General features: G+C 48.6%; 13 protein-coding genes, 2 tRNA genes and 1 riboswitch. Of the genes, 2 read left to right on the forward strand and 13 right to left on the reverse strand.

Annotated features, from left to right (window positions below; all coding sequences use genetic code 11):
• Nucleotides 1-151 precede the first annotated feature (151 nt).
• The 7 genes from HS100_03295 to HS100_03325 form a co-directional block, all read right to left on the reverse strand.
• Nucleotides 152-295, reverse strand: coding sequence for a hypothetical protein (locus HS100_03295; protein ID MBE7432916.1), 144 nt, complete (start codon nt 293-295; stop codon nt 152-154).
• A gap of 426 nt (nt 296-721) precedes the next feature.
• A tRNA-Ala gene (locus tag HS100_03300) sits at nt 722-794 on the reverse strand.
• Between the two features lie 50 nt (nt 795-844).
• Nucleotides 845-917, reverse strand: a tRNA-Ala gene (locus HS100_03305).
• A 77-nt stretch (nt 918-994) separates the two neighbouring features.
• Complete coding sequence (locus HS100_03310; GenBank protein ID MBE7432917.1) at nt 995-2,248, reverse strand: GAF domain-containing sensor histidine kinase; 1,254 nt, start codon at nt 2,246-2,248, stop codon at nt 995-997.
• A gap of 53 nt (nt 2,249-2,301) precedes the next feature.
• Nucleotides 2,302-2,577, reverse strand: coding sequence for a hypothetical protein (locus HS100_03315; GenBank protein ID MBE7432918.1), 276 nt, complete (start codon nt 2,575-2,577; stop codon nt 2,302-2,304).
• Nucleotides 2,578-3,228: 651 nt separating this feature from the next.
• Nucleotides 3,229-4,047, reverse strand: coding sequence for a MerR family transcriptional regulator (locus HS100_03320; GenBank protein ID MBE7432919.1), 819 nt, complete (start codon nt 4,045-4,047; stop codon nt 3,229-3,231).
• A 252-nt stretch (nt 4,048-4,299) separates the two neighbouring features.
• Complete coding sequence (locus HS100_03325; GenBank protein MBE7432920.1) at nt 4,300-6,024, reverse strand: bifunctional metallophosphatase/5'-nucleotidase; 1,725 nt, start codon at nt 6,022-6,024, stop codon at nt 4,300-4,302.
• A 31-nt stretch (nt 6,025-6,055) separates the two neighbouring features.
• Nucleotides 6,056-6,140, reverse strand: a riboswitch (cyclic di-GMP riboswitch).
• Nucleotides 6,141-6,355: 215 nt separating this feature from the next.
• On the opposite strand from HS100_03325, the gene gcvT reads away from it, so the two are divergent.
• Nucleotides 6,356-9,493 (forward strand): glycine cleavage system aminomethyltransferase GcvT, encoded by a 3,138-nt coding sequence (gene gcvT, locus HS100_03330; protein MBE7432921.1) that lies wholly within the window; start codon nt 6,356-6,358, stop codon nt 9,491-9,493.
• Nucleotides 9,494-9,549: 56 nt separating this feature from the next.
• Here gcvT and HS100_03335 read toward each other — a convergent pair whose 3' ends face one another.
• Genes HS100_03335 through HS100_03355 form a run of 5 tightly spaced genes read right to left on the reverse strand, consistent with a single transcriptional unit; the run spans nt 9,550 to nt 14,858 of the window.
• Entirely contained in the window at nt 9,550-10,755 is a 1,206-nt protein-coding gene (locus HS100_03335) for a hypothetical protein (protein MBE7432922.1), read from the reverse strand.
• Complete coding sequence (locus HS100_03340; GenBank protein MBE7432923.1) at nt 10,752-11,201, reverse strand: hypothetical protein; 450 nt, start codon at nt 11,199-11,201, stop codon at nt 10,752-10,754. The genes HS100_03335 and HS100_03340 overlap by 4 nt, the downstream gene beginning before the upstream one ends.
• An 11-nt stretch (nt 11,202-11,212) precedes the next feature.
• Nucleotides 11,213-13,522: a hypothetical protein gene (locus tag HS100_03345; GenBank protein ID MBE7432924.1), complete on the reverse strand. Its 2,310-nt coding sequence runs from the start codon at nt 13,520-13,522 to the stop codon at nt 11,213-11,215.
• On the reverse strand, nt 13,515-14,507 hold the full coding sequence (locus HS100_03350) for a PD-(D/E)XK nuclease family protein (GenBank protein MBE7432925.1): 993 nt from the start codon (nt 14,505-14,507) through the stop codon (nt 13,515-13,517). The genes HS100_03345 and HS100_03350 overlap by 8 nt, the downstream gene beginning before the upstream one ends.
• A 6-nt stretch (nt 14,508-14,513) precedes the next feature.
• Nucleotides 14,514-14,858 carry a helix-turn-helix domain-containing protein gene (locus tag HS100_03355; GenBank protein ID MBE7432926.1) on the reverse strand — a complete coding sequence of 115 codons (345 nt, stop codon included), beginning with the start codon at nt 14,856-14,858 and terminating at the stop codon, nt 14,514-14,516.
• 458 nt (nt 14,859-15,316) lie between these two features.
• Here HS100_03355 and HS100_03360 point away from each other — a divergent pair, with 458 nt between their 5' ends.
• Nucleotides 15,317-16,096 (forward strand): hypothetical protein, encoded by a 780-nt coding sequence (locus tag HS100_03360; GenBank protein ID MBE7432927.1) that lies wholly within the window; start codon nt 15,317-15,319, stop codon nt 16,094-16,096.
• 99 nt (nt 16,097-16,195) lie between these two features.
• Here the strand turns inward: HS100_03360 and HS100_03365 are convergent, their stop codons facing one another.
• Nucleotides 16,196-17,239 carry an esterase family protein gene (locus HS100_03365; protein MBE7432928.1) on the reverse strand — a complete coding sequence of 348 codons (1,044 nt, stop codon included), beginning with the start codon at nt 17,237-17,239 and terminating at the stop codon, nt 16,196-16,198.
• Between the last annotated feature and the right edge of the window lie 152 nt (nt 17,240-17,391).

Genomic DNA, 17,391 nt, shown 5'->3' on the forward strand with positions numbered 1-17,391 from the left:
GCCTTCGGAGAACCTGTCTTCTTTACGTTCTTGACCGCTTTATTCGCGACGGCGGATCTCTTCTTAACAACCTTTGTCTTCTTCGGTTTGACAATCTTTTTTATCGTCTTTTTTACTGTTTTCTTTTTTCTGGTTGCCATTCTTACCTCATTTAATAAGTGCATGGTTGGGGTTGCAGTGTCAGGTGATGTTCACCCTTTATCATCAGGGAATCACAAAGAAGACCCGCAAGCCTGTCCTGAGCCTCGTCGAAGGGTAAGGGACCCTGCTTCCAGAAATTTCGTTCGATGTTCATGCGTGCCTCCTTTAAGGATCGGACGACGGGCGGTGAACTTTTGCCAATCGAAAGTTCTACTGGAATCCATCGTCAAAAAATAAAAATGCCTTCATCCACATCAGGGACGAAGGCATTGCTCCGCGGTACCACCCGAATTCGGTTGAAGGTTTGAAGGTCACAAGTTGCAGGTTTTCACCTTGAACATTCGACCTTCCAACTTTCAAACGCTCTCTTTTGCTATAACGGGCTGACCCGCGGATGACTACATCGCTTCACCATCCAAGTCCTCTTGCGAGAAACAGGCGAGTTCGGTCTTGACCTCCGGCATTTCCGTTTGATGCCGTTGAAGGGCTCTCACCTCACTCTCCCTTCTCGCTGACGGAATGACCTACTACTCCTGCCGTGACTTTTATCGGGCGGAGAAACTCCGCCCCAACATTTTTGTGGACCCAGGGGGATTCGAACCCCCGGCCTTCTCAATGCCATTGAGACGCGCTCCCAACTGCGCTATGGGCCCGGATGTCAGTGATCAGTTGTTAATTGTTCAGCAAGCAGTTACTGAACAGGTGGACCTGAGGGGATTCGAACCCCTGACCTTCTCAGTGCGATTGAGACGCGCTCCCAACTGCGCTACAGGCCCATCTTCAAAGCGAAGGGTATTCTACCTGAGGGGTTGGGGAATGTCAAATAAAAAGTGGGGTAAGGCAAATAATGGGTCTATGCGAGGGGCAGAAGTACTTTAAAGGTCGAACCTCTCCCCTTCCCCTCTGACTCAGCCCAGATCGTCCCGCCCTGCGCTTCGATGATTCCCTTTGCGATGGTCAACCCAATTCCCAGCCCGCCGTATTGGCGCGTGTTCGGCGGCTCGATCTGATAGAACTCTTCGAACACCTTTTGCAGTTTATCCACCGGGATGCCGATGCCGCGGTCCTGCACCCAGATCATGGCTTCTTTGCCCTGCTCCACAGCGCCGAGCGTGACCTCGCTTTTTTCTGGCGAGAAGCGGATGGCGTTGTTCAGCAAATTCACAATGGCAAGGGTGGTCTTTTCGGGGTCCACATTTACGGGGATGGGTTCCTCTCGAAACGCCAGTACAAGCGAAAGGTCCCGCCGAGCCGCGGAGTATTTGATCTCATCCAGCGCAAAATTCAAAACATCCTGCAAGGGAATTTTTATTTTTTTCAAAACCATCTCATCCGATTGCAGGAGGGTGAGGTTGCTCATTTCATCGAGAAGTGCGCGCATCTGGGTTGCGGCGGCAAGCACCTGCCCGGCGTGATCCATGGATTCGCCCTTTGAACTGTCCTGAAGAAAACTGGCATAGCCGATGATGATCCCCAACGGTGTGCGGAGTTCATGAGATGCGAGCGAAAGGAAATTACTCTTGATCTCGTTTGTGACGCGAACCTTTTCCAGCGCCTGCTGGCGGGCGCGGAAGAGGCGGGCGTTGTTGATCGCGATCGCGGCATGCGCGGCAATAACTGATAATACTGTGGCGTCGCTTTCCTTGAAACCACCGTCCCGTTTATTGACCGCCTCCAAAACGCCCATGGTTTGATCCTTGATCGGCATCGGCACGCCGAGCAGGGACCGGGTCTTGAATTTGATATGTTCGGAGACAAGGGAATAATGGCGCGGATCCTGCTCCACATTGTTCAGGATGAGCGGCTGGTTGGTGCGGAAGATGGTGCCCGCCAGGCTGTTATCTATGGGGACGGGAATCTCCGCGAGCTTTGCGGGGTCGGAACCGGTGGCGGCGGCAAAGAACAGGCGCGGATTTTTTTCATCGTAAAGCAGGATGGAGGCGGCTTCGCAATTCAGCGTCTCGGTCGCGGTGGCTGTGATCAGTTGAAGCAGTTCATCCAGGTCGAGCGTGGAATTCAATTGGATGCTTAAATCCACGAGGCGCAGGAGAAGTTTCTCCTTGCCCTCGAGATGTTTCAACGCGCCCGTGGTCGCTAAGGATGGCATGGATACAGTGTACAGTTTTTTAAAGCGGATTTCAAGTCAAATAACTGTCGGATTCACTTGCGGCGGCGATGACGGTGGATATTAACCGGTCTGGGCGCCATTCGCCTCCCGGCGAAGTGGGGATACGCCCGGTATTGAATTCTGCGCCCCACCCTGACGAACCACGAGCCGACCGCCGCCAGCCAGGAACGCTGTTTCTTCTTCGCCTTTTCCGTGCGTTGTTTCGCCGCGAGAGACAGAATATAGTCCGGGTCGAATTCAACGGTCAACTCGGGGAGGTTTTCAAAATCCTCCCGGCCTGCCTGAAAATCGAAGGGATTTGTGTTCATGCCATTCTCTTTCTTCGAATGAAACAAACAACCATCATCAATATCATAGCAAAGAAAGCGGGTCATCACATTAATCGGATGATACGCTCCGCCTGGGTCCGCTCCCGCTGAGGATCAGAAATACCCCACGACGCGGCCGTCTTTGTCCAACATTGCGATCGCGCCTGTGGAATGATCATACACCGCGCTGACCTTCGTGCCGGGTGGGAATCTCGCGATTCGTCCAAATTTCTCGATCTCATTTCGGTGCCCGCGCGGAAGGTTTCGCCTTCGTCATCCACTCCGAGGTCGAAACGATAGATCGGTATCGTGTTGTGTTTCGATCCTTCCGCACCCATATATGCGATCTTTACAATGCGGGCAACGACCTTTCCCCCCTGTGCAGACAGCCGCCAGCCTTTTCAATCGCCTGCTTACCATGGAAGCGCCGAACAAGGAGACGAAGGTGACAAACGAGCGTAGCATAAAACCGTGGGGAGTTTTTAACGCAAAGCCGCCAGGTCGCCAAGAATTTAATCCTTTGCGTCTTTTGCGCCCTTGCTTTAAAGACCTTGAGAAATTTTTACCGATAGTTTTGCGATACACCCGCGACAAACGCCAACCCGTGAAAGTACGGGAGGCGGCGCCTGCCGTCTCCCGTATTCGATCTCGCTAGGCTTTCTTCACCGGAAACTGAACCTCTGTCACTGTGTTCGGGTCGGTCTGGCTGCCATTCTTCGCCTCGCGCACATAGACTTCGCGCGCGGGTCCCGCGATCTGGTATCCATTGCCTGCAATCCATTTCATGACCGCGTCATACGCTTCTCCGATGGCCGTGAACGGGCCGTGATGAATGACGGAAGCCATCGTTTCTTCGGCTGGAAGTTCGCGCACCTTCACGCGGGCGGATTCCTTCACATCCGTTGTGATCGGCTCGCAGACTTCGATATCCCAATCGCGCTCCTTGTATTCGTCATCGTGATACAGACTGAGGCAGGGCGCGGAGGCGCGGACATGGTTCATGGCAAGGCAGCCTTCCAATTCGCGCCACAACCGTCCCTGATCGGGAGGCGTCGGCACTACATCGCGTACAGAGGCGACCTTCATCGCATCCACACGTTTGATAACGACATCATACCTGGACATGGTATTCTCCTGTTCGATTTGTCTCAGCCGCGCCTCGACCCGCTGCAAAAGCTCCGCCTCCTCCCGGACCCGCTGCCGGGTTTCCGTTTCCCTGAGCTTGAGCATCCCCCGAATCTGCTCCGCCGAAAGGTCGTCGTCGAGAAGACGGCCGATCTCCTCGAGCGAAAAGCCCAGGTCTTTGAGCGCCAGAATACGATTGATGATCGAAAGCTGACTGTACTCGTAGAGGCGATACCCTGTGACGGGATCCACACTTACAGGGTTGAGCAAACCCATTTCATCGTAATAACGCAGGGTCTTTACAGGCACACGGCTGAGTTTTGAAAAGTCTCCGATCCGGATCATCTGGAAGCCTCCAGTGAGTTTTATACACCCTCCAGCGACTGGAGAGTCAAGCCAAAGGGGGGACGTCGTCCAATGTGCTTTTTTCACTTGACCATGCCCGTGACCGCCCTGCAATTTAGCGGTCCGACAGGCAGTATCGCCGGCAAGCGTTCTTTGACCGAATTTCAAGTGATGTTGTTAAAAGCATCCCGGCAGGAACTGCCCGCCGGGATGCTTTTGGATCAGCACAGATATCTTATGGAGAAGGTTGCCCTAAGGCACTTTTGTGATGCGATTTTGAGGTCCGGGATCGACCGGTGAGTTTGCTGTCAGATATGCCACAAACGCATCCAAGTCGATCATGCCGGTCAACAAATCGGTCCCGGCGGTCAATGCAGTGAAGCCATCGCCGCCGCCTGCCAGGAAGTTATTAACTGTTACGCGGTAACTGGCAGCCGGGTCAACGGGCACGTCATTGATCTTGATATCGCTCACTTTGCTGCCCACCGGCGCGGACAAACTCCACGTGTAGGTCAGGCTGTAGGATATCTGCAGCATTCTTCCGGTCCCGTCTGAGCCGGCGGTTGCCTGCTGTTCCAGCACAGCCTTGAGTTGGGCGCCGGTTAGTGTGAGGGTCACCAAGCTATTGCTGAATGGCTGGACTGCAAAAGCTTCAGCGTAAGTCACCTCACCGAGTGCTTCACCGCCGCTGATCTGACTGTAAAGCAGGTCGGTGCGAATCCCGCCCGGATTCGTCATTGCGATCACGGCTTCGCCATAACCAACATCTTTCGTGGCAGCAAGTTGAGCATCGGCGATCACATCACCCAATGCGGACTCATCCATATTGCCGCCGCGTTTGATATCCGCAGTGATCGAGCCGACTATGCGATTCGCCAGCGGTGCAGATGCTGTGCGATATTGATCGAGAAGCGCCTTCATGGTCGGGTCTGCTACGGCGCCCAGATAAGGCGTTTCCACTGGGATGTTGTTCGCGGTCCGGCCGATCACCTGTCCATTCGTGCCGGCAATGGTGAGGTCGATGTCGGTCAGGTAGCGACCGTTGTAGGCTGCGCCTGTCACAAGCATCGGGTCGTAGTTCTTCTTGACCTTGACCTGACAGTTATATGCATTGTGCGTATGCCCGGTGATCACGGCATCCACTTCGGGGTCGATCTGCATGATCACATTGGTAAAGAACGGGTCCGCATAATTGCACGCATTATGGTTGGACGCCGCGCCTGCGCCATTATGCAGAATGACGACAATGGCTTTGAGCCCTTCCGTATCCTTGAGATACTTGACGTAGTGGTTGATGGTCTCCACTTCCGCCTCGAACATCAAACCTTCCACAGCTGAAGCCACAACAATGGTCGGCGTGGATTCGAGGGCAATGCCGATGAAGCCGATCTTCACTCCATCCACTTCCTTTACGCTGGTCGCTGCGAAGAGGGTCTGCCCGGTATCCAGGCGGAAGACATTGGCAGATAGATATTCGAACGACGCGCCCGGAAATTCCGGCACCCCGGGGAAGCACCCATCGGTTGGATGACAGCCGCCAGACTGCATGCGGAGCAATTCCTGCCAGCCTTCATCGAACTCATGGTTGCCTGTGTTACTGAGATCGAAGCCCATCAGGTTGAATGCCATGATCGTTGGCTCATCATGGAACAGGGCGGAGAGCAGGGGCGTGGCGCCGATCATGTCACCCGCAGAGATCTTGATGGTGTTGGGATTGGTCGCTTCGGCCGCTTGCACGAACTTGGTGAGATATTCCGCGCCGCCGCGGTAGTACCACTGGGTCTGGTCTGTAGTCGGCTTACCTGTGGCGGGATCCGTAGGTTTCGTCAACGCCGGATCGAGCGCCCCGTGGAAATCGTTGAGAGCAAGAATCTGCACCTGAACAGGAGGCGGTTTTCCCGCGGCTGTGACAGGCGAGGATGTCGCGGCTGAGATCAGCGCAAGGACAAGCAAAACAAAAAACATTCTTTTTTTCATATTGATTCTCCACAATGAAAAAAATAACCGGCCGCAAAGGCCGGTTTCGCTATTGGCTCCCTGATAACCCATGAGCGTCCAAATTAAGTTACCAGATCATAGCCGCCTGAACTCATATATACAGGTGGTGAAGATAATTTATCCCTATGCACCTCCCCGAAGAAATACCATGGATCACACCTCCTGCATCATCATAGCAAAAAGAGATGACAAATACAACAAGAAGGCTGTTTCGTTTTTGACTTGACCCTTCCCTTGGAAAGTTCTACAATTTGACGGCACGCATCCCAACTAATCCGGAACCTGTTTCCGTTTTCAAGGAGATTTTCTCATGCCCGACTTTCTATTCCGCGGTTCGCTCGAAAAACTGGACAAAGAAGTTTACGACCTGACCCAACTCGAAGCCGAACGCCAATATCGCAAGCTCATTATGATCCCCAGCGAATCGACTGCGCCGATGGCGGTGCGTGAAGCGTTGATGTCTGCCTTTCAGAACATTTACGCCGAAGGCTACCCCAGCGAAGAATCGCGCTGGATGACCGAAGAGGAAATTCTCGATCACCCGATGAGACTCGCGGACTATCGCCGCAACGGCGACCCACGCTATTACAAAGGCGTGGAATATGCCGACGCCGTGGAAGCCCTTGCCCGCCGACGCGCTGCCGAAGCCTTCGCCGCCAACGGCTTCAGCGCGGACCAGATCTACGTCAACGTGCAGGCGCTTTCGGGCGGACCCGCCAACAACGCCGTGTATCAAGCCTTGTTGGAGATCGGCGATACCGTGATGGGACTCGACCTGCTGCATGGCGGTCATCTCTCGCACGGTTCCCCCGTCAACCGCAGCGGCAAGTGGTTCAAGGCGGTGCATTATTCCGTAGGCGCGGATGAAAAGCTTGATTACGAAGCCATTCGTCAGTTGGCGCTTGAAAACAAACCGAAGCTTTTAATTGCTGGTTACTCCTCCTATTCATGGGTGCCCGATTGGAAGAAGTTCCGTGAGATCGCCAATGAAGTGGGCGCGTACTTCCTCGCGGATATTTCGCACATCGGTGGGTTGGTGGCGGCGGGTGTGGTGCCTTCACCGATCGGTATTGCCGACATCGTCATGTCTACCACGCACAAGAGTCTCGACGGTCCACGCGGGGCGGTGTTGATGACCACCCGTGCCGACGTTGCCAAGAAGATCGACAAAGCCGTCTTCCCCGGCGAACAGGGCGGACCGCATGTGAACGTCTTTGCAGGTTTGGCGCTGACCTTCAAGTTGGCGCAGACCAAGCAGTTCAAGAAACTGCAAGACCAGACCATCAAGAACGCGGTGGCGATGGCAGATCAATTCACCAAGCGCGGACTGCGCGTGCCGTTCGGCGGCACGAACTGCCACATGCTGAATGTGGATTGTTCATCTGTCATCGGTGAGGACGGAACCAAACTCAGCGGAGATCAAGCGGCTCGCATTCTCGATATCATCGGTGTGGTCGTTAATCGCAACACCATCCCCGGTGATAAGAGCGCGGCGGCGCCTTCGGGCATTCGCCTCGGTACGCCGTGGATCACCCAGCGCGGATTCAACGAGAAGCAGTCACGCCAATTGGCAGACATCATTGCCGATGTCTTGTTGGCTTGTGCGCCGCACGCGGTGGATACTGTCCGCAAGGGCAAGCAGCGCCGCGCGAAAGTGGACTTCAAAGTATTCAATGATGCCAAGTTGAAAATCCGCAAGCTGGCGATGAGCGCAGGCATTGACTTCAAGCCGACCAAGACCGGGTACCCGCACTTCTATTACATCGACGATAAAGCCACCTCCGGCGTGTATGAACTCAGCGGTCAACGCATTCGCCAGGTGTTGGATTATGTTGCATCGTCTGACCTCTCTGCTTTGAAGAAGGGCAAGACGCAGGTCACTTCGATTGCCACGCCTAGGGGTGTTATCAAAGGTTTGTTGAAGAACGTGGATAACACCACCTATCAGTTATCTGTGCCGGTGAAAGATGCTGCGGTGGTCGGTACATGGCTGCGCGATCTTTCGGATGGCTACACTTCGTTCAATTTGGATGGCTCGAAAGATTTCAGCACCAAGCGTGTGCCAGGTCCGTTCGTGGTGAGTGAAGTGAAGGCGAAACTCGCCGCTACGAATCCGCCGCTTCAGAGTGAAGTCAAGCCGTGGTTTGTAGGCGTCAACTCAAACGTTAAGGAAGAGGCGCTGCCGCCCTTCGTGTGGAATGAGGTCGAAGGGGAGTTGAAGAAAACAGCGTTGAATCAAACTCATAGAGACCTCGGCGGCAGAATGGTCCCCTTTGCAGGTTGGGAAATGCCGGTGGTGTACACGTCTATTTTTGAGGAACATTTGGCGACGCGGCAGGCAGCGGGTTTGTTTGACGTGAGCCACATGGGCGCCTATGACGTGCGCGGCGCGGATGCCGCCTCTTTCCTCGACACGGTCTGCGGCAATGACTGCGGAGGTTTGATGCCCGGTGAGAGTTTGTACACTCACTTCCTCACGCCCGATGGCGATGTGATCGACGATACGTTGGTGTACCGCCGCGGATTTGATAACTTCCTGGTGGTGGTCAACGCGTCGAACGATGACAAAGACCGCACATGGTTGGAGAGTGTGCGTGATGGCAAGGTGAAAATTGATAACGCTCGTCCGTGGGCGCGCGCGTATGGCTATAACGCGGAGATCCGCAATTTGCGCGACCCGAAATCTGGCAACGACATGCGCGTGGACATTGCCCTGCAGGGACCGAAGTCTCGCGATATTTTGTTGGCGATGGGCGTGGACGATGAGACACGCGCTCGCATTATGAAGTTGAAGCGCACTGAATTATGTGATGCGAACGTGGGCGGCTTTGACCTGATCGTTTCGCGCACGGGCTATACCGGTGAGAAGATGGCGTTCGAATTGTTCGTGCACCCCGATAGCGCTGTGGCATTTTGGAACGGCGTGCTGAAAGCGGGTGAGTCATTCGGTGTGAAGCCGATCGGTTTGGGTGCGCGTGACTCGCTGCGTACCGAAGCGGGTTTGCCGTTATATGGGCATGAGATGGGATTGGGTTCTATTGCGAATGCACTTGGGCGAGGGGACCTCGCCCCTACGATCCCAATACGCGATTTGGGCGTTGCCGAAGGCGGATTTGGTTCGTATGTGAAGACCTACAAGCCGTGGTTCATCGGTCGCGATGCCTTTGTGGCGCGTGAGAAGGAACGCAAGGGCGTGGTCGTGCGCTTCACCTTCGACGAACAGCGCACGCGCATGGCGCACAACGGCGACCCGGTGGTCAATGCCGAAGGTCAACGCATCGGCTTTGTGACCTCCTGCGCCATCGACAGCGCGCGCTTCATTACCGGTCAAGCCTTCGTGGAGTTGGCGTATGCGAAGGAAGGCACAGTGATCGGCGTCAATCAGGGCGGGAATGTGGACCGTCCGGCTGGGTTGGCGAAGGTGGTGAGTCGCTTCGCGAAGTTGTAATAAGTGGAAATTTTAATAAAACAATAAAGGATAGCTTTTGCTATCCTTTTATTGTTTTATCGGAACATGTTATTTGCCATGGAAAAACTTCTTTCTTCATCATAACTATTTATATTTATTTGAAACTTACTTAGCTTAAGATATCTATCTACTTGTTTTTTTTCCCATTCTTTATACGATAATTTTTTATTTAATTTTATTTGCCATGCCCAATTAAGAAGCCGAACAGGACTTTCGCCAGCTTCCCAACCTCCACCAGAAAGCTCATGTTTTGTGCTTTTTTGTGGATTAGTTTCTACTATCATATCTTGTATGGTGTTTTTAACTACTCTATTTAAAGATTTATCGTAATAGCCATGATAGTCCTCACGAACTCCCATTGCTTTTGCAAAAATAGACCATTCAGTATCAATATCATTTGCTAAACTTTCTTGGTTTTCATTTCGTGCTAAATCGGCAAGGAAATGAACTCTAAGCCAGGTTACAGGATGGTCGCTAAGCGCTAAATCTCTAGGTGTCCGGTAAAAATGATTCCTATTTACAGCACCTAAAAAAGATGAGAATGCGTAAAGGAAACTCGGTCCACCAATGTGAAAACCAACAGCATCACAGTAGAGTTCTTGTATCCAGCTATACCATGTGTCTGCTATTGTTTGGCGACGGGATGAATGTATTTCCGAATGTCGATCGTTTCTTTGAGATCTAGGCAGAATAATTTCCGTAATATCACTTTGTAAATCCATAACCAAGCTATCTAATTCTTGCTTATGGCAAGCATACAAGACATGACCAAATTCATGAAACAATAATGATTGATACAGCAAACTCCGCTTTTCAAGTTGGGGGAACATATATACTTGCGGATACATAGGCATAACAGAAACAGATCCATCACTAATAGCTGGAGGGAAATTTCTTGTTTTTTTATGCGCGCTATGTACCCAACTCAATACTGAAAGACATAGTCTATCTGACGGCATGGCGCGAATAATAGGGATTGAAAATCTATCACTTATTAGTCTTATCCAAAACATCGTTTCTTGAATATCACTCAATATATCCTCGAGGATATCCTCACGATTAAGATTAATATTTTCAATGTTGGTCGAAATTTTTTCTGTAACGTGATGGCATAAGCTTACAATTAAAGCCCGATAAGCTTCTAATTCCGGAGGAATACTTACTTTGCTAATCAGTGTTAGTAAAGTTTTTGCATCTTCATGAAGCTCATGATTTCGTTTTCTTAGGACATCTAAAATCATATTTCGCCTAAAATCCCTACAGTATCCGAATGGGAGTGTTGATCAAGGATATTTCGTAAATCCCTTAAACAAGCAATTAATTCTGGCATTTCTTCTGTATTATTTGATTTGACAAGTTTAATGAGTTTGTCGGTTGGAAGTTTAAATAGAGTTGATTTTTGAGGTAAATGCCTTTTTTCTTCTATGAAGATTTTTGCGAGTTCCCCTAGCCTTGGATCTGAGCCTATGATTATGCCATCTTGTTCAGATATTCCTTTTTCTACTAGGTTTCCAAAGTCATATAAAAATGAGCAAAGTTTAGTGCGAGCATGTTCTAATTCGTCGAGGTTGTGAGGATATGCTCCATTTGTTGCAACTATTTTTGCGTAAATTGATATAGTGTTTATAGCTGACATAACTTCCCTAGTTCTGCTAAAACTTGATGCGGTCATCCAGTCACTTTTCATAACAACATCTCCTATCTAACTCGCCTTATTTCTTGAGCATATCTAGAGGTTAATTCATCATCTGTTATTTTCAGAGCAAGTGGTAGTTTTTGAGCTACTCCAAGACTAAACCAGTTTAGCTGAGCTCCAAAGAAAACAGATTTAGCTGCTTCTTCTAGGTTCGAGCAGTGTCCATTTGACCTGATTAAAATTGGATCAGCAGTACCTTGATGTAAGGTGGCGGAACCTGTTGTTGTTATCACAGCAAAATCTTGATTCAGTTTGACGACGGTTCCTTCAAGTGGATTAGTAATGATGCCGTCTGTGGAGACATCCCATAAGCGTATTGCTTTCAGTGTGTCTTTATGCACATCTATTAAGTCGACGGTTGCATCTTGTGTTATGAAACCTTTTGATTTTAATTTTTCGATAGCTTTTGCAAGTCCACTATATTCTTTTTCAAACATTTGTCCATCCCTTAATATCAAAAGTGATTTTAAGGGGGAATAGTTTTTCTGATAGATATTTCCGAAAAGCTTAATAATGTGATCTTCAAGTAATATCGGATTTATCATTTCGTGTTGTGTGTCTGGCTTGTCATATACTTCTGACCTAGATAAAAAAGACGGTTGTTCGTTGGAGTCTCGCATAATGAGAAGGGACATTGCTGAAAACCTTCTGTCATGTCCTACATCAATTGCCAAATGTGCATCATGTTTACCTAAACTATTTGCCTTGAAGGGAACAACATCTAATAGGTAGAGTAACGCTAAAGCGTTCATCTCGACAAAGCTATCCCATTGCTTTTTACCCTTTTCTAAGTTAAATGTTCTAGTGGTTCTATCTTTTTTACCCTTAGTGAGGTAAGAGTATTGAGATTGAACAGTACGATCTGTTACTCTTTTGATTCGCCACCCAGGTAACATAAACGAAACATCGTAATAAGTCACTGGCTCGTTATCAAGTATAAATACCGAAACTCCAGCGTTATCAATATCTCGTAACTTTTCAGCAGCGTCTGCCACATTAGAGTACGAAACAATTTCAGCATTGACATTAATGTTTGTCCATTTACGTATTTGCTCTACAAGGCTCACAGCAAAGGATTTTGGTATTTCCTCTCCTATATAAGTTGGATAGACACAGTAAATAGTCCTCGACATGGTAGGAGGGACAGAATTGCAGCCGAATTGATTTAAGTATCTTAAGCGTTGTCGAAAGTTATTTTTATAAGACTCTGGTGTCTGGGGATTAGGAGAATTCAATATTTTCCCGTTTCCAAAAATCAAATCTGGAACTTCTACACTTAAGACATGATTACCATTCGGACGCCAATATCCTGGATTAATGCCTGGTGCAATTCCACGTAAACAATTCGGTTCAACTTTTTTCCAAAATAACTCCAGTAAATTTCGACGATCCAAAGGGGAAATTTTGTCTATTGAACTTAAACTTTCTGGAACATCATCGTTCATTACCCGAATTTTCACCCTAGTTGCTGCTACTGGAAGACCTTTGTCTAGACCTGGAAACGAAACGCGTACGACAGGTGTGTCTTCACTGATAGGTAAGTTAGGGTTTGTCTCTTTGTAATATTCAAAAACCGATCCATATCTTTTATTTGCAATTTTTATAGCTCCGGTAGTTGAACAGGTTTCTCCTTGAATATATTTTTCAAAATAACACTTTACTTTTGAGTGCCCAGTGTCGTATAGCAGAGTCCCTTTTTGTCCGTATTGTCGTCCAGTTATTTTTTCAAACTGTTCCTTTCTTGCTTTTTTTTCTTCATCACTTATGTTCTGCTCAATAAAATAATCCATATTAGTTGTTGTAAAAAATGCTGTTCCTACATCAACAGAAAATCCAACACCTATACTTTCAATGGGTAATGTGCTGATTTCATATCTCCGAAAAACAGATATATTATCTTTTTCAACAAAAGGTTGTCTTTCGTAGAAAATTCTAGGACTATCAATTGTCCAAAAATCATTCCGTTGAGGAATTGCCGATAAAATTACCCTTTCAATTAATTGAGGAATGATTCTGTGCCCAAGTTCACTTGTAAATACTACTTTTTGGCTTTCTTCTCCTGAATCATTAATATCCAATTCCCATTCGTTATCTTCAAGATGTAAATTTCGTACTGGATTTTTGGCAGCGACAAGTAATGTGTTTTGTTCTTCGAGATTTCTAATTGCGGCAATTCCATATTTTCTGCGTAATTTATTGCATGCTTTCTCTAGAATTTCAACAGATAATAGGGATCCAGACACAGTAACTTTTCTTGTCCAGATGAAAAGACTGCTACCAGGGGAAACGATACGAATATTTGTTTCAAGCATAAATAACCTTTCTTCCTTCAGGACATAAACGGCGATAAGCACATAATTTGCATATAGCATACTGACTACAAGGTGTAAAAGCATCCACTAATGCTTCTTCACCAAATTTCTCCAAACTCACCATTCGTTCTGCGTCTTGAGAAATCCTTGCTTCTGCGATTGTCAGTAGTTTTTTGTCAACAGAATATTCTACTAGTTCGTTTTCACGTAGAAATGCCTTGATAACTTGAATATCTTCAGGTAGACAAGAGTAATGTTCTACACCCCATAATGCATATGTTGATAGCTGTAAACTATCTTCCCCTCCTCCATCAAAGCTACCCGATTTCCAATCAATTATTACCAATTTGTCCGCATCTTTATATGAAAAATCGATTCTTCCGTCAATCCTGAAAAACCGTTTTTTGATCTTAAATGGATGTTCTACTAAACTTTCAGGTTTTTGGCTTATTTCACGAAAATTAGCGTAACGGGAAGACGTATAAAAATTTCGGAAAGCTTGAATTACATTGTCAAGCGCCTCGTTGCATAACTTTAATGCATCAGGAATTTTGTAATACAATTCTTGAAGAATTACAGGCGGGTATTGACCTTCTGGCGGAGTAGGTTCATTGTAATTAGTGGAGATTTCCAAGTCTTTATTGAATAATATTCTCGCCCAATCTTCAAGCCTATTTAGTGTTATCACCTCACCTTGTTGTGCTTTCTTCAAATAATGGCTAATGACTAGATGCAAAATTGCACCAGTTCTTTCGTAGCGATTTTGTAAATATTTGAGAAGAAATAGTTCACTTTTATTTTCTTCTTGTTTTGCGTTTCTTTTGCTTGCGCCATAATACTCATAATAGTATTTTCTTGAACATTGTTCCAATGTCGAACGTTTACTAAAAGACCAATTAATCCGCTTATTTTTTTCATCATTCTTGATTGGGATTTGGTCTTCCGGAAATAGAGGAAGTTGCCCACTATTAGAGTGTTTTTTCATCGTTTATTACTTTCGCAATTCCTTGAGCGATTTGATAATTTTAGACCATTCGGACTCGGAGAGTTTCATTTCATTCACAACACGAAGAAATTCTTGACCTGCTTTACTTGTACTTATATCTGCCTTTATATCAGATGGTATTTTTCCTGTAATTGCCAGTAGTTCTTCTGGTTGGATGCTCAGAATTGCACAAATGACAACTATGGTGTCAGCGGCTGGAGGAGGGATACGATCATTTTCCATTTTACTGATGTAAGAAAAGTCCAAATTAGCTTTTTTTGCTAATTCACGTTGGCTCATACCAGCTGCACGTCGAAAATCTCTTAACGCCTCACCAAAAGTTTTACTCATTTCAATCTCCTGTTGAGTATTATATCAACAGTTGAGTTGTTTGTCAACTCAACTGTTGTAGAATTCCGCCCGCATTGCATAGGAATCAGTGCTTTAGGAATTGCCCCTGCTGGGAGTGGGGATGGAACAAGTCATTGGGACCTCACCCTGATTGGCGTCATAATCAAATTCCTCCGTTTGTCCCTCTCCTGAAGGAGAGGGTATTGTTTTAATTTTTGTTCTGTGGATGGGCTGAGGTTCCAAGTCAATGTTTGGTGGAGGGGTGGTTTAAGCTCCTCCCCTTTAGGGGAGGCGGGGGAGAGGTTGATTTTCGGCGCATAATAGGGACTGTCCCTGCTTGGAGTGGGGATGGAACAAGTCCGCGCGACCTCACCCTGATGAACCTGATGATCAAATCTATTCAACACCCAATCATTGATATGGGGTTATTATAAAAAACGAATTGGTAGCAAACACAAATGAAAATTCTTCGTGGATTTACATTCCTTGGCGGGCTGGTCATCCTTCTCTTCGCGTTTGGATTCATCTTTCGAGTCCCTCTTGCAATTGCCATCTGGCCCTGGGAAGATGGTCGCTACTCCTATTTGTTTATTGGCTCCATCCTTGCCGCCATCAGCGCAGCCGCACTTTGGGTCGGCTGGACGGGTGAGTTTGGCGCTTTGCCGGCTGGCGCGCTGAATGTCTTTGTGATCGCACTAACCACTTCCATCTACTTTTTCCAACTCGCCTCACAAGGCCGCGCGAACATGACCCTCTATGGCTCACTCTCTGCGCTGTCAGCCGTTATCAGCCTGATCGCATTTTTCTGGAGCTTGCGGATTCCACTCACGGATGAACGCCCCATGCCCGGGCTGGTCAGGATCTCATTCGGAATATTCATCGCCTCCCTCTTCCTCGCGGGTGGAGCGCTGATCCTGAGGGCTCCCATCTTCCCGTGGGCATTGAACCCCGATTCGTCCGTGATCTTTGGCTGTATCTTCCTCGGCGATGCGTTCTACTTCCTCTATGGCATGTTCCGTCCGCAATGGCATAACGCGCTGGGTCAACTGCTTAGTTTTCTCGCGTACGACCTCGTACTCATCGTTCCTTTTATTGGCTTGATAAACACAGTCCCGCCAGATCGTATGCTCAATCTTGTAGTGTATATTGTTGTGCTGGTATATAGCGGAGGGTTGGCGATGTTCTACCTGCTGCTCAACCCGCAAACCCGTTTCGGAGCAAACCACAAATCATCCTAAACAGAATGGTGTTGATGAGCAGGACTGGAAGGCAATTCACATCGCATTGAAATGAGTGAGCAACCGATGGGCGTAATAATCGGTGGAACCGAATTTTTTCTAACCGAACATCTCCATCAACGCCTGCGGAAGTTCATCCCGCCAGAAGGTGTAATTGTGACCGGCTGGCGCTTCGTGATAGGTGACGTCGTATCCGTTCTGCTGCAGCAGCGGTTGGATGCGGCGATTATCCTCCAGCAGCCAATCGAAGTGCCCGATATCCATCCAGATCTTTATTTCGCGTGACATCTTCGCGCGGATCAGATCCACGGCGACAAAGTCCCGCCCTTCCGCCTCGAACACCGACGATTGCGCAATGACCCTGCCGAAGACCTCCGGCATGCGCAACCCCGTATACACGGACATCAATCCGCTGAACGAGGCGCCCAGTACGCCGTATCCGCCTCGTTTCTTTTGGACATCGATCAGGTTCAACTTCTTCGCCGCAAACGGCAGGACGGCGTGTTGAAGCGTCATCAGAGTCGCATCGGAGCAGGCGTATTCCACGGCGCGGCGGTCACCGCCGTTTTGCAGGAATGCCATCGCGATCGGTTGGATGCGCTTCTCGTGGATCAGGTTATCCACAATGATGTTGAGGCTGGCGCGTTTGAGATAATCCGTGCCATCATAGACGAGCAGCAATGGGACAGGATGCTTAACTGGCGGCTGATAAAGATGCAGCTCACGCTTGCCGTTTTCCTGGATCATCCACGCATCCACGAGGTGATGGGTGACCCGTCCGCTCGGAATGCCGCGGCGTTTGGTCGCATACGGTGTGGGACCCGCCTCTGGCATGTAGAAGTAATGGTTGTAATGCTCGATGCCGTTGAAGACCGTCTTCTTGTTCAACGGGTCTTTGATGCGTTTCTTCGTGCTCGGATCATAGAAACTGTATTCGAGATAGGCGTCTGAATCCAGTTCGAGGGTGATGGTCCACAGATCGGGGGCGATGCGCTTCATCTTTTGTGGGTTGTTCTCCCACATATGAATGTCATCAATGAAATACGGCGCGGACCTGCCCTTCCATACAAAGGTAACGCGACTGCCTTCGATGACGGGATTTCCGTTTGCGCGGGCGAGTTGCAGGAGGGGATTTACTGTCATGCCTTCATTTTAATTCTTCACGCAATTAAAGCAACGCTTCAATCCATCCAAACATCACCTTTTCCACGCGATTCGACCGGTGTTGGGTTTATCAACTGAAAAACCTACGCGCACAATACTAGAGAACTACTCCATCGAAAATCATTGACAGT

The sequence above is a fragment of the Anaerolineales bacterium genome (assembly GCA_015075725.1).
Classification (GTDB): domain Bacteria; phylum Chloroflexota; class Anaerolineae; order Anaerolineales; family Villigracilaceae; genus Villigracilis.